General features: G+C 62.5%; 15 protein-coding genes. 5 read left to right on the forward strand and 10 right to left on the reverse strand.

From position 1 onward, the window contains the following. The first annotated feature begins 50 nt into the window (after positions 1-50). The 4 genes from QKE52_RS07150 to QKE52_RS07165 are packed head-to-tail and all read left to right on the forward strand — an operon-like array spanning position 51 to position 3,666. Positions 51-1,175 carry a zinc ABC transporter substrate-binding protein gene (locus QKE52_RS07150; protein WP_347948463.1) on the forward strand — a complete coding sequence of 375 codons (1,125 nt, stop codon included), beginning with the start codon at positions 51-53 and terminating at the stop codon, positions 1,173-1,175. Next, positions 1,176-1,877 (forward strand): metal ABC transporter ATP-binding protein, encoded by a 702-nt coding sequence (locus QKE52_RS07155; RefSeq protein ID WP_144014588.1) that lies wholly within the window; start codon positions 1,176-1,178, stop codon positions 1,875-1,877. After that, positions 1,855-2,817: a metal ABC transporter permease gene (locus QKE52_RS07160; protein WP_175973284.1), complete on the forward strand. Its 963-nt coding sequence runs from the start codon at positions 1,855-1,857 to the stop codon at positions 2,815-2,817. The genes QKE52_RS07155 and QKE52_RS07160 overlap by 23 nt, the downstream gene beginning before the upstream one ends. Before the next feature lie 9 nt (positions 2,818-2,826). Continuing rightward, positions 2,827-3,666: a hypothetical protein gene (locus QKE52_RS07165; protein WP_070522820.1), complete on the forward strand. Its 840-nt coding sequence runs from the start codon at positions 2,827-2,829 to the stop codon at positions 3,664-3,666. Between the two features lie 33 nt (positions 3,667-3,699). Here the strand turns inward: QKE52_RS07165 and QKE52_RS07170 are convergent, their stop codons facing one another. The 8 genes from QKE52_RS07170 to QKE52_RS07205 all read right to left on the reverse strand — a co-directional run bounded on the left by QKE52_RS07170 (position 3,700) and on the right by QKE52_RS07205 (position 10,340). After that, a complete protein-coding gene (locus QKE52_RS07170; RefSeq protein ID WP_347948464.1) occupies positions 3,700-3,981 on the reverse strand; it encodes an ATP-binding cassette domain-containing protein in 282 nt (93 codons plus the stop codon). A gap of 305 nt (positions 3,982-4,286) precedes the next feature. Further along, positions 4,287-4,937 carry an AAA family ATPase gene (locus QKE52_RS07175; RefSeq protein ID WP_010188886.1) on the reverse strand — a complete coding sequence of 217 codons (651 nt, stop codon included), beginning with the start codon at positions 4,935-4,937 and terminating at the stop codon, positions 4,287-4,289. After that, on the reverse strand, positions 4,934-5,668 hold the full coding sequence (locus QKE52_RS07180; RefSeq protein ID WP_010188884.1) for an AAA family ATPase: 735 nt from the start codon (positions 5,666-5,668) through the stop codon (positions 4,934-4,936). The genes QKE52_RS07175 and QKE52_RS07180 overlap by 4 nt, the downstream gene beginning before the upstream one ends. An 18-nt stretch (positions 5,669-5,686) precedes the next feature. After that, a complete protein-coding gene (gene rlmB / locus QKE52_RS07185) occupies positions 5,687-6,637 on the reverse strand; it encodes a 23S rRNA (guanosine(2251)-2'-O)-methyltransferase RlmB (RefSeq protein ID WP_347948466.1) in 951 nt (316 codons plus the stop codon). A gap of 59 nt (positions 6,638-6,696) precedes the next feature. Then, entirely contained in the window at positions 6,697-8,103 is a 1,407-nt protein-coding gene (gene cysS, locus QKE52_RS07190; RefSeq protein WP_347948467.1) for a cysteine--tRNA ligase, read from the reverse strand. Positions 8,104-8,547: 444 nt separating this feature from the next. Then, the gene (gene ispF, locus QKE52_RS07195) at positions 8,548-9,039 is read right to left on the reverse strand and encodes a 2-C-methyl-D-erythritol 2,4-cyclodiphosphate synthase (RefSeq protein WP_144013931.1); all 492 of its coding nucleotides are present in this window, start codon (positions 9,037-9,039) and stop codon (positions 8,548-8,550) included. After that, entirely contained in the window at positions 9,032-9,784 is a 753-nt protein-coding gene (ispD, locus tag QKE52_RS07200; RefSeq protein ID WP_347948469.1) for a 2-C-methyl-D-erythritol 4-phosphate cytidylyltransferase, read from the reverse strand. Before ispD ends, ispF begins: the two co-directional genes overlap by 8 nt. Continuing rightward, positions 9,756-10,340 carry a CarD family transcriptional regulator gene (locus QKE52_RS07205; RefSeq protein WP_347948470.1) on the reverse strand — a complete coding sequence of 195 codons (585 nt, stop codon included), beginning with the start codon at positions 10,338-10,340 and terminating at the stop codon, positions 9,756-9,758. Before QKE52_RS07205 ends, ispD begins: the two co-directional genes overlap by 29 nt. Before the next feature lie 288 nt (positions 10,341-10,628). Here QKE52_RS07205 and QKE52_RS07210 point away from each other — a divergent pair, with 288 nt between their 5' ends. Further along, entirely contained in the window at positions 10,629-11,204 is a 576-nt protein-coding gene (locus tag QKE52_RS07210) for a hypothetical protein (RefSeq protein WP_070511090.1), read from the forward strand. A 119-nt stretch (positions 11,205-11,323) separates the two neighbouring features. Here QKE52_RS07210 and QKE52_RS07215 read toward each other — a convergent pair whose 3' ends face one another. Both QKE52_RS07215 and QKE52_RS07220 read right to left on the reverse strand, forming a co-directional pair. Beyond that, positions 11,324-11,557 carry a hypothetical protein gene (locus QKE52_RS07215; protein WP_070821337.1) on the reverse strand — a complete coding sequence of 78 codons (234 nt, stop codon included), beginning with the start codon at positions 11,555-11,557 and terminating at the stop codon, positions 11,324-11,326. A gap of 43 nt (positions 11,558-11,600) precedes the next feature. Next, positions 11,601-11,810, reverse strand: a complete 210-nt coding sequence (locus QKE52_RS07220; RefSeq protein ID WP_070546290.1) for a hypothetical protein — start codon at positions 11,808-11,810, stop codon at positions 11,601-11,603. Positions 11,811-11,915 lie beyond the last annotated feature (105 nt).

The following is an 11,915-nucleotide window of genomic DNA, read 5'->3' on the forward strand; positions in this document are numbered from 1 at the left end:
CAACTCATTATCATTTGACAACAATTTTCACTAAACGTAGAAATAGGGACATGACCACTTCCCTCTCACGCCGCGCTTTCCGACGTCCCACCGCCCTCCTCTTCGCTGCCACCCTGGGCGCCGCCACGCTGAGCGCCTGTTCCTCCAGCGGCGATAACGCCGATGGCGGCTCGGATGCCGGTGCCGATAAGGAGACAATCCAGGTCGTCGCCTCGACCTCCATCTGGGCTGATGTGGCCCAGGCGGTCGTCAACACCGCGCAGACCGACGTCAACATCGACGTCCACGCCATCGTGAGCGGTAACAGCGTGGACCCACACCATTTCGAGCCCACCGCCGCGGACATCGCCCGCGCCAACGAGGCTGACGTCATCATCGCCGGTGGCGGCGGTTACGACGCCTGGCTTTACCAGGCCGTCAAGAACCAGGACCAGATCATTCATGCGCTCCCGCTTACCGCTCACGATCATGGCGATCATGCGCACGATGAGCATGATCATGGCGAGGAACACGAGCATGATCATGAAGAAGGGCACGACCATGCGCACGACCATGACGAGCGTGCGCATGACCATGCGCACGAACACGGGCATGACCATGACCACGCTCACGAAGGCGACACCGTGACCATGGACGAGGCCAAGAAGATCGCCGCCGAGCACCCCGAGCAGGTCACCAACATCGATGGCAACGAGCACGTGTGGTACGACGCCGCAGCCATCGAGAAGGTGGCGACCGAAGTGGCCGAGCTCGTTAACGAAACCAACCCAGAAGCCAAGGCCACTGCCGATCCACTTGTTGAGCGTGTGGAGGGCCTGAAGGCGCGCATCGAGAAGCTCCCGCAGCGCAACTACGCGCAGACCGAGCCCATCGCGGACTACATCTTCAAATACACCGACAGCACCGACGCCACCCCGGAGGGCTTCCGCAAGGCCACCGTTACTGAAGGCGAGCCCACCGCCGCTGACCTGGCACGCTTCCTCGAGGACATCAAGCAGGACAAGATCGACCTGCTGATCTTCAACCCGCAGACCGAAACCGACATGACCAAGCGCATTCGCACCGCCGCCGAGGACAAGAACATCCCGGTCGTCGAAATCGGTGAAACTCCGCCGGAGAAGACCAACTTCCTTGACTACTATGAAGAAGTCGTCAACGCACTCGAGGCCGCATAAGTGCTCATTTCCTTTAAGAATGCCGCAGTAGAACCACTGTGGTCTGACATGAACCTCGCCGTAGACCGCGGCGAGTTCATCGCCGTTTTAGGCCCCAACGGCGTGGGCAAATCCACGCTGCTGGGAACTATCCTGGGCACCCGCCAGCTCACCGCGGGCAGCGTGGACGTCACGTGCCGCGTGGGCTTTATCCCACAGCAAAGGATGTTCCCGCAGGACCTGCCGCTACGCGCCCGGGATCTGGTGTCGCTGTCCCTCGCCCACGGCACGCTGCGCAACCGGCTCCCTGCCCGGGGACGCGTCGATGAACTCCTCGCCGAGGTCGGCGCCACCGGAATTGCCAACCGCCGCGTGGGCCAGCTCTCCGGCGGGCAGCAACAGCTCATTCGCCAAGCCCAGGCCCTAGCCAACGACCCAGAGCTCATCCTCGCGGACGAGCCGCTGTTGTCTTTGGATCCAGCGCGGCAGCAGGCGACCGTCGAGAAGCTCAATGCGTGGCGCCACGAGCGCGGCACCTCCGTACTCTTCGTTACCCATGGCATAAACCCGGTGCTGGGCGTGGTGGATAAGGTGCTCTACCTTGCGCCCAATGGCCACACGTTCGGCACGGTCGATGAGGTCATGCGCTCCGAGGTGCTCTCGGAGCTCTATGGCTCCTCCGTGACCGTCCTCAACGTCGATGGGAGGCTCATCGTTGTCTAAGTTCATCGAGGACACCCAGTACCTGCTGGGTGTTGATTTCGTGCAATCCTCGCTCATCGCCTGCGCGCTGCTCGGAATCCTCTCCGGGGTGATGACCTCGCTCATCGTCCTGCGCCAGATGTCCTTCTCCGTGCACGCCACCTCTGAGCTCGCTCTTATGGGCGCGGCCGCGGCTTTGCTGTTCGGCCTCAACATCGGCTTCGGCGCGATCGCCGGCGCCATTGTCGCCGCCATCATCCTGGCGGTGCTGGGCTTGAAAGGCCAACAAGACAGCGCCATCGGCGTGGTCATGAGCTTCGGCCTGGGCCTCTCGGTGCTCTTTTTGCACCTCTACCCCGGCAACGCCAAGACCGCGATGACGCTCCTGACGGGACAAATCGTCGGCGTCTCCTCCGCTTCGGTGTGGTTACTCGCCGCCACGACCGCCATCATCGTCGCCGTAGTGGCGCTGTTCTGGCGCCCGCTGCTCTTCGCCTCTGCGGATCCCGTCATGGCCCAAGCCGCCGGCGTGCCGGTGAAGTCCCTAGCGGTCTGCTTCGCCATCCTCGTTGGTCTGACGGCCGCGCAGTCCGTACAGATCGTCGGTTCCCTACTCGTCATGGCGCTGCTCATCACCCCGGGCGCAGCGGCGGTACAGATTACCTCCTCCCCGCTGCGCGCGGTGGTGTGGTCCACCATCTTCGCGGAGGTCTCCGCCGTGGGCGGCCTGGTCCTCTCCCTGGCGCCGGGCCTGCCCGTCTCGGTCTTCGTCACGAGCATCTCTTTTGTTATTTACCTGGTCTGCCGCGGCATCGGCTGGGCTCGCAGCCGCAAGGCCGTCCGCGACGACGTCGCCGCCCGCCGCGCCTCCCAGGAACACTTCCGCGCCGCCACCGATCGCGCCGACGCCGAGACACACCACACCTCGACGCACGATGAGCACTGCGCGCATCAGGATTAGGCTAGATGCGTGACTTTGGAACGCCGTAGCCTCGAATTACAAGACCGCACCCGCACGTACCTCGTGTACCGCCCGAATGATGACGTCGAGCGCCAGAGAGACCTCCTCCTGTTCTTCCACGGCTCCCTGCAATCCGCGAACGTCATCCGCCGCTTCACTAACGGCACGTTCGATGACCTCGCCACCCGCCACGGCATGCTTGCGGTCTACCCCACCGGCGTGGAACAGCACTTTAACGATGCCCGCGCCACCCTGCCCGTCGCCGCGCGCGAGCTGGGCATCGATGACGTCGCCTTCACGCGCGCCATCCTCGACGAGCTGCGCGCGGAGCAGGAGATTAGCCGCGTGTTCCTCTGCGGCTTCTCCAACGGCGGGCAGATGGTTATCCGCTTGCTCTTCGACGCCCCCGGGCTTGCCGATGCCGCCTGCATCTTCGCCTCCACTCTCGGCGCCGGCGCCAACCATGCGCCCACCAATCCGGACTCGGCGTACCAACCCACCCCGGTCATGTTCGTCCACGGCACGGGCGACCGGCTCGCGCCCTATACGGGCGGAACGGCGGGCATTGACCCGAAGCGCACCCGCGGTGCCGTCACCGGCGCGCAGGAGAACGCCGCACGCTTCGCGGAGCTCAACCATGCCGCCGGCCCAGAGCGCACCCACCTTTTCCCCGACACCGTTGTCGACCGCTGGGAGCCGGCAGACGCCACCGGCGCGCCGGTCGAGCTCGTGAGCGTCGAGGGCATGGGCCACGTCATCCCGTCGGGCAACGAGCTGGACCCACGCCTGGGTAAAAACACGGATTCCTTCATCGCTGCCGAGCTCGTGGAGGAATTCTTCGGGCTCTAGACTGCACGTGCGCCCCATCGTGTCTCACTCCACTCAGCCCCAACCTCGGGTCGAGGCCGTTCGTAGGTGAGCGTCGAGAAGCAATAATTGTGGATTACCGACCAGTGCTTTAGCGATTCCTAGACGCTGTTTCATACCGAGCGAAGCATGCTCGCAGGAAACACTGTGGTGCAATGAAAGGCCTACAAGGGATAAAAGATCCTTCAGTTCATCATTCAGTGAACCTTGTTGTAGTGGTCGGCAATGTCGTTGACGATCGCGTAGAGGTCGCGTTCCATCGCGTAGGTTTTCTTTTCTCACGTACTGACTAATCACACTTGCGACCAGTTGTTATCTAGAGAATTATTACGTCCCAGCGTGATGTTGCACACGTCTGTGCATGTATGTACTCTCGATGTCACGGTTTGCTGGCGAAGATTCTTCAAGTTACCCGCAGCTGAATCTGTACAAGGTGAAAACGGCAGGCAAAGGACCGAGTTGTCCTCGTCTCTAAGCCGTGGAACCCCAATCCTCCAGAACCTTGTATTCGGCACACGCACGCAATCTGAATGTTCAAGATGTGAAGTACTGGCCAGCAACCAAGAAGTAAAGATCGCCATCCAGCTTTCTCGGCCCTGAATCTAGCATCCGGAGGCGTAGAGAAACTCACGCAACGACTGAAACGCCAGCGTCTGTGTCACGTCGCGCAGCTCAAGGAAGAACCCATCTTCTGTAATTTCAACAATCCGCGCACCGGGGATGGCTGCCACAATCGGCGAGTGCGTCACCACGATGAACTGCGCACCCGCCTCCGCGGCGCGATGGATTTCCGCCATGAGCGTCATCTGCCGCACGAGCGAAAGCCCAGATTCCGGCTCGTCGAGGATGTAGAGCCCGCGCCCATCAAAGGAACGCTGCACGACGTCCATGACGGACTCGCCATGCGACATCGCGGTCGAACCAACGTTGTAGTGCGCCTCCGCTCGCAGGAAGTAGCCGTCCTTGGGCGCGGTACCTAGCCGCAGGCTCGCCCACCTCCGGAGGGGATTGATGGGACCGGCGGAGCGCTGCACACCCCATATCCCACCGCGCTCAGGAAAGCCGTACTCGAAGGCAATGCCCTCGGCGAGCGTCGACTTTCCTACCCCGTTGTCCCCGGTCAGCACGGTCACCGGCGCACGCAGGTCCAGTCCTTGGCGTCGCAGCGCCACGAAACCAGGAACGGAGGACACCCACTCAGGTCCGTGGCCGCCGTCCAGCGCGGCATAGGCGTCGACATAGAAGTCTCTCATTCGCCCTCCCCAATAAGAAACGCGGCGGTCCCCAATGGATCGGCAAGGAACTCGCGCGCGGCGTGGACAGCTTCCGTCGCTTCGGGAGCGACGGGCGCAATCCCCTTGTCGCCGAACGCGTAGACGGTCGCGCCTTGCATGCTGAGGAAGACTGGCGAGTGCGTCGCGAGGATGACCTGCGCGCCCTGGGCGGCGAGGCGCTCGAGCTGCGTGACAACCTCGACCTGCCGGGGATAGGACAAGCCGTCTTCCGGCTCGTCGAGAATGATCATTCCGTCAGAATGGAAGCGTCTCTCGACGAGGGCGAGCAGACCCTGGCCGTGGCTGAGAAACGGCAGGTCACTGAGCGGATCGGGATTCTCCGGGCTGTGGATCTGGTGGTGATACTCGCTCAAGTTGAGGAAGGTCTCGCCGCGCAAGAAGTACACGTCGCGCGGGTTGTGCGCCCGCGAGCAGATGAGCCACTCGGGATAGTCCTCGTCGCCGGTGGCAAACCGGGCGTGGCGCGAGCCGCCCTCGGGATTGACGCCAAGCCCCACGGCGATGGCCTCGAGCAGCGTGGATTTTCCGGCGCCGTTATCCCCCACGACGACGGTCACGGGCGTAGGCAAACGCAAGGCGCCGCCGGGCAGCGCTGCGATGAGCACGCCCAGGCGGCGCATGTGTTCCGGCACGCCGGGCAGTCCCTCCCCAATAAGCTCCGGGGCGGGACGCACACTCGTGAGGAACATGGCGACGAAAGCGTGAGCCTACTTCTGGGCCGCGCGACGCTGGCGGGCGAACTCGGAAAGCACCGCACCTGCCGCCACGGAGGCGTTGAGGGATTCAACCCAGTCGGTCATGGGGATGGACATGATGGCATCGCAGTTCTCGCGGACGAGGCGCGAAATACCTTTGCCCTCAGAGCCGATGACGATGACAACGGGGTCGGTGCCACCGTTGTAAGTATCGAGGGTGTGCTCGCCTCCCGCATCCAGGCCAACAACCTGGTAGCCGGCCTTCTGGAAGTCCTGGGCCGTGCGGGTCACGTTGGTCACGCGAGCCACCGGCAAGCGCGCGGCGGTGCCGGCCGAGGTACGCCAGGCCACCGCGGTGACGGAGGCGGAGCGACGCTCTGGGATGATGACACCATGGCCGCCGAAGGCCGCGACGGAGCGGATGACTGCGCCGAGATTGCGCGGGTCAGTGATGTTATCGAGGATGACGAACATACCCGGTTCCTGAGCATCGCGGGCCCGATCCATCAGGTCATGAACGTCGGCATACTTGTACGGCGGGATCTGCAGGCCAATGCCCTGGTGCATGCCGTTGCCGGTCATGCGATCCATCTCGTGGCGCTGGACCTCAAGAATCGGGATGTTGCGGGTATTGCACATGGCCACTGCCTCCGACAGGCGGGCATCATTACGCGTGCCCTGCACGATGTAGAGGGAGGTAGCAGGCACCTTGGCGTGCAGGCACTCGATGACCGGGTTGCGGCCAACGACCATCTCCGCGGTCTCCTTCTGGTGGCGGCCCGAATTGCGGCGCTCGCGTTCCAGCTTCGCCTTGTGCTTGGCGTGGTAGACGCGGTCCTCCGCCTTGGGCGTAGGGCCCTTGCCGGCCAGGCCCTTGCGACGCTGACCACCAGAGCCCTTCGTAGCCCCCTTCTTATTGGACTTGCGGGCGCCCGCGCCGCCGCGGCCATGGGTACGTGCCATAATTCTTCTCCTTTGTTGTCCTCGACTTCTGTGCTGTCCTTGGCCTTTGCCAAGGACGGTTAATCCGCCAAGGACCAGGTGGGGCCGTCGGCGGTGTCGGTGATGGTAATACCCGCAGCTGCAAGGCGGTCGCGCACGGCGTCCGCAGTAGCCCAATCCTTTTCTGCGCGGGCGGTAGTGCGACGCTCCAGTTCGGCACGGACGAGGACGTCCAGTGCTGCATCAGCGCCGCTCTCTTCGCCACTATCTTTCCACTGTTCATCCAAGGGATCAAAGCCAAGAACCGCGGCCATGGCGCGCACCGCCCCGGCGAGGCGCTCGGCTTCCTCCCGGTTGCCTTCACTGAGCGCCTTATTACCCGCGCGCACGGTGGTGTGGATTTCCGCCAGCGCCTTCGGCACAGCGATGTCATCGTTCATCGCCTCTTCGAAAGCCGGGGTCCACTCGCCCTTTTCTACGTTTTCAAACTTGCCCACGAAGTCCTCGATGCGGCGGTAGCCGGCCGCAGCTTCGGTCAGCGCTGCCTCGGAGTATTCGAGGACCGAACGGTAATGCGCGGAGCCCAGGTAGTAGCGCAGCTCCACCGGGCGGACGATCTCCAACATGTTGGCAATGGAGAGCACGTTGCCCAAGGACTTCGACATCTTCTCGCCGGCCATGGTGACCCAGTGGTTGTGCATCCAGTAGTTGGCGAACTTATCGCCCGCCGCATGGGACTGCGCGATCTCATTTTCGTGGTGCGGGAACTGCAGGTCCAAGCCACCGCAGTGGATATCGAACTCGCCGCCTAGGTAGTAGGTGGACATGGCGGAGCATTCCAGGTGCCAGCCCGGGCGGCCCTTGCCCCACGGTGTGGGCCAGGACGGTTCGCCCGCCTTAGCCGCCTTCCACAGCGCGAAGTCCTGCGGGCTGCGCTTGCCCACGGCATCCGACTCGCCCTGCTCCATATCCTCGACGCGGTTGCCAGACAACGCGCCATAGTCCGAGCCTTCCGTGGCATTCCACGCCGCGACATCGAAGTAGACGGAACCGGAATTACCTTCGCCAGGCACGGAATACGCGAAGCCGGCGTCGATAAGCCGCTGCATGTACTCCACCATCTGGGTGACGAAGCCCGTCGCGCGCGGCTCCACGGAAGGGGGCAGAACACCCAGGGTGTTATAGGCCTTGGTGAACTCGCGCTCATAGGTGGATACCCGCTCCCACCAGGGGCGGTTATTCTCAGCGGCCTTGGTGAGGATCTTGTCATCGATATCGGTGACGTTGCGCACCAAGGCCACGTCATAGCCCTGCGCGAGCAGCCAGCGGCGCAGGATGTCAAAGGCAACGCCGGAGCGCAGGTGCCCAATGTGCGGCTGCGACTGCGGGGTAGCACCACACAGGTAGATCGACGCGTGGCCGGGACGAACCGGCTCGAACTCACGTTGGCTGCGGGTGGCGGTATCAAAAATGCGCAAAGTACTCACCCGCCCTAGTCTAATTGACCCGCAGGTAGGAATTCACCACGGCCGATGGTCACACGGAGCAGGACTGGGCGCAGTGCCTGTCCATTCAACCCGATTTAGGTCGTGGATGGATGAGCAACGTCGCTTTTAACACTGATACTGGCGGCTTACAGTAGCGTGGTGGGATTGTTCCGCACCCAATTGACCTAAGACAGGAAGGCGTCCCGTAAAAGGCATCTGTCACAAGGCATCTTTGGGTCTAAAAACGCCATCTGCAACGTCTAAATGGCGTTTTCAGCCGTGAAAACGCCATTTGACTGATGCCTTTTGTCAGACGCCCTTTGTCAGATGCCTCAAGCATGTCCATGGAGGCGTGCAGGAGTTCGTCGTGCCGAGCACGAAGTGCCTCGGTATTGGTAATTCGCATTGTCAAAGCCACAGCGCCCCCTTTCTCCTGACACCAGGTTAGGACTCGGTGGCGCGCCAGACTACAGCCGTAGCCACGGCAGCGCGGCCCTCCTTGCGCCCGGTGAAGCCAAGGTGATCCGTCGTCGTGGCCGAAACGGATACTGGGGCGCCGAGGATGTCGCTCAGCACGGCCTCGGCTTCCTTCCTCCGCGGGCCCATCTTGGGGCTCTGACCAACCAATTGGGCGGCGGCGTTGCCGATGATGAAACCTTCTTTTTCCAGCAGCTCGCGGCACTCGCGCAACAGCTGAGCGCCGGAAACCCCGTCGTACTCAGGCCGTCCCACACCGACGAAGGAGCCGAGGTCGCCGAGGTTGGAGGCGGAGAGCAAGGCGTCGACAAGCGCGTGGCTCACCACGTCACCATCGGAGTGGCCCTCGCAGCCATCCACGTCCTCGAAGAGGAGACCTGCGATCCAGCAGGGTTTTCCGGGCTCAATCTGGTGGGCGTCGGTGGCGATTCCCACGCGCGGGATAATCGGGTTAGTCACTAGGCACCTCGAAGATGGTTGGTTCGGCCTCATCCGTCACGGCCTTCGCCAGGACGAGGTCGATGGGGGTGGTGATTTTAAACGCGAAGGTATCTCCCTGCACGGTCTCCACGCGCTCGCCGTGCCATTCCATGAGGCTGGCGTCATCCGTGGCGACGAAGTCAGGGTCCTGCGCCCAATAGTCTAGGTTGGCGCGGCGCAGCGCGGCCAGGTTAAAGCCCTGCGGCGTTTGCACAGCGCGCAGGCGGGAACGATCAGGGGTGGACAGGACCGTCTGGCCCTCCACCTCTTTGATGGTGTCCGCCACGGGAAGGACCGGGATGACTGCGGTGGCGCCGTCGAGCACGCGCTTGGCGACGCGCGCGATCATCCCCGGCGGCGTCAACGCACGGGCGGCGTCGTGGATGAGCACCACGGCATCCTCTTCTGGGATGGCTTGCAGGCCCGCCCAGACGGAATCGGCGCGCTCACCCCCGCCGTGGACGATGCGTACGGGCACATCAGAATCGATGCGGTCGAGGATGCTGGTGGCATAATCCTCCATGGCGGGGCTGACGAGAACGATGACTTCATCGACAAATTCCGAGGTAATCATGGCCTTCACGGAGCGCTCAAGCAGGGTACTTCCGCGCAGCTCCACGTAGGCCTTAGGAATATCAGCGCCAAGGCGCGTTCCCTGACCGGCCGCCGCGACGAGGGCGATCACGCGGCGGGTATTAGTCTTCGTCGTCGAAGGAGAGGTCATCGAGATCGACGTCATTGTCAATGTCGGTGGTGATGGACTTGTCCTCGACCAAGCCGGCGGCGCGGTGGCGCTCGATGGTGGCGTTGATTTCCTCCATCATGGTGTCCGCCTTCTTGTCATCGACCGGCTTAGCCAGGGAAAGCTCACCGACCAGAATCTGGCGGGCCTTCGCCAGCATGCGCTTCTCACCGGCGGACAGGCCGCGGTCCTGATCGCGGCGCCACAAGTCACGCACGACTTCTGCCACCTTGTTGATATCGCCTGATGCAAGGCGCTCCTGGTTGGCCTTATAACGGCGGGACCAGTTGCCGGCCTCCTCCACGTCTTCTTCGCGCAAGACGGAGAAGACCTTGTCGAGGCCTTCCTTGCCCACAACATCACGCACGCCTACCATCTCAACGTTCTTGGAGGGAACACGAACCACGAGGTCGGACTGGTTGATCTGGAGGACGAGATACTCGAGCTCCTCGCCGCCCATCTCGCGCGTTTCAATCGCCGTAATCTTGGCGGCGCCGTGGTGGGGGTAGACGACGACCTCTCCGACCTTAAATTCCATTGCCACTCCTTATGAAGCCTTTGAGACGGTGCCCATCGTGCGCTCTCGGCGTACTCTCAGTGGGCCGCATATACAGGGTATCTACTCTAGCACGCAGTTTTCCGGCACTGCTCCCCCACCCAGGCCCGTAGAGCAGCTCGCTTTACACCACGATGACGGCCAACATAAAGCGCGGCTACCCCCGGTTTACCCAAGAGGTTTGTCGGAAACTGTGTGCTTTTACTGCGGAGGTACTAGGCTAAAGCGTTGATAAGCTTTGTGATCGCAATTCAATGGAGGACACTCACAGTGCAGTCCCTGAAGTCCGCCGCTCGCTGCGGTGCCATCATGTCAGTTACCGCCCTCTCCGCGCTGGCCTTGGCGTCCTGCTCGGCCGGTCATGTTGCACAGACCGCGGAAAAGGTCATTGCTGTCGACGGCGCATCCGCAAGCACCGAAGATGGCAAGGTGGCCGTGCGTGACGTCACCATTCAGGTTGAACCGGACACCGGTGAGACCTCCCTGAAGTTCGTGGCCGTCAACCAGGGCTACAAGGTCGACGACGTCGTCCTCGAGTCCGTGAGCGTCGACGGCCAGGACGTACCACTGGAAGGCGCAGAGCCGCTTCCTCGCGATCACGCCCTCTACGCTGATTCCCAGACGAACCTGGACCGTCTCCCGAAGGACGGCAAGGACAAGAACATCACCTACGTGGCCACCACCCTGGAGAACGACGGCTTCGCCTTCGGCGGCGCCCGCCCGGTGACCTTCACTTTTAACACCGGCACCATCGAGGTTGACGCCACCGTGTCCGCCTCCCCGCTGCAGTCCGGTGACTTTGACCGCGACCCGCAGTCCACCGAGGGCTACGCCGAGAACAAGTAAGCCTTTTCTTCATAGAAAACCGCCCCAGCCGCCAAAGTTTTCCCGCCCGAATCACGGGCTTCAACTTTGGCAGTTGGGGCGGTGTGCGTTTAACGCTCCTCAGCGAACGCAGGAAACTCTTAAGCTCGCGAGGATGCCGTAGTCATCACAAGCAGAGAGTTAAGAATGCCCAGAGAGGACAGGGCAGCCGGGATGAGAAGCAGGTTCGGCGCCTGCGGGCCGCCGTACTTCACCATCTCATCCATAACCTGGTTGAGCGGTTCCGGGTAGGTAGCGGCGGAAGCGGCCGGGGCGCCGGCTACAGCCAGGGAGGTAGCAGCGGCCAGAGCAACGAGGGTACGACGAATCTTCATGGGTTCTCCTTGAATAGTGAGGTGTGGGGGTAAGTGAACTGGACTAGGACAGCAGGTTCGACAGGAAGCCCAAGGAGGACAGCGCCGCCGGGACGAGGATGAGGTTCTGAGCCTCATAGCCAGCGACGTTGGTGATCTCGGTCAGAACAGTGGCCAGCGGCTCGGGAGCTTGTGCGGCAGAAGCAGCCGGGGTGCCAGCGAGGGCGACGGCGGCAGAAGCGCCAGCGGCGACGAGGGTACGACGAATCTTCATGGAAATACCTTCTTGTTGTGAGAAATCGGACGGGGATAAAGAGGGGGCAGGCACACACAAGATGTAACCTGGCTAACACTGTAGCGCCTCTGTGCATATCCCGCG

This window comes from Corynebacterium sp. c25Ua_47 (genome assembly GCF_039907205.1).
GTDB lineage: Bacteria > Actinomycetota > Actinomycetes > Mycobacteriales > Mycobacteriaceae > Corynebacterium > Corynebacterium hiratae.

Coding starts and splice junctions, on each gene's coding strand:
- QKE52_RS07150 (WP_347948463.1), top strand. CDS start 51: ATGACCACTTCCCTCTCACGCCGCGCTTTCCGACGTCCCACCGCCCTC.
- QKE52_RS07160 (WP_175973284.1), top strand. CDS start 1,855: ATGGGAGGCTCATCGTTGTCTAAGTTCATCGAGGACACCCAGTACCTG.
- QKE52_RS07175 (WP_010188886.1), bottom strand. CDS start 4,937: ATGAGAGACTTCTATGTCGACGCCTATGCCGCGCTGGACGGCGGCCAC.
- QKE52_RS07180 (WP_010188884.1), bottom strand. CDS start 5,668: ATGTTCCTCACGAGTGTGCGTCCCGCCCCGGAGCTTATTGGGGAGGGA.
- rlmB (WP_347948466.1), bottom strand. CDS start 6,637: ATGGCACGTACCCATGGCCGCGGCGGCGCGGGCGCCCGCAAGTCCAAT.
- ispD (WP_347948469.1), bottom strand. CDS start 9,784: ATGACCTCTCCTTCGACGACGAAGACTAATACCCGCCGCGTGATCGCC.
- QKE52_RS07205 (WP_347948470.1), bottom strand. CDS start 10,340: ATGGAATTTAAGGTCGGAGAGGTCGTCGTCTACCCCCACCACGGCGCC.
- QKE52_RS07215 (WP_070821337.1), bottom strand. CDS start 11,557: ATGAAGATTCGTCGTACCCTCGTTGCTCTGGCCGCTGCTACCTCCCTG.
- QKE52_RS07220 (WP_070546290.1), bottom strand. CDS start 11,810: ATGAAGATTCGTCGTACCCTCGTCGCCGCTGGCGCTTCTGCCGCCGTC.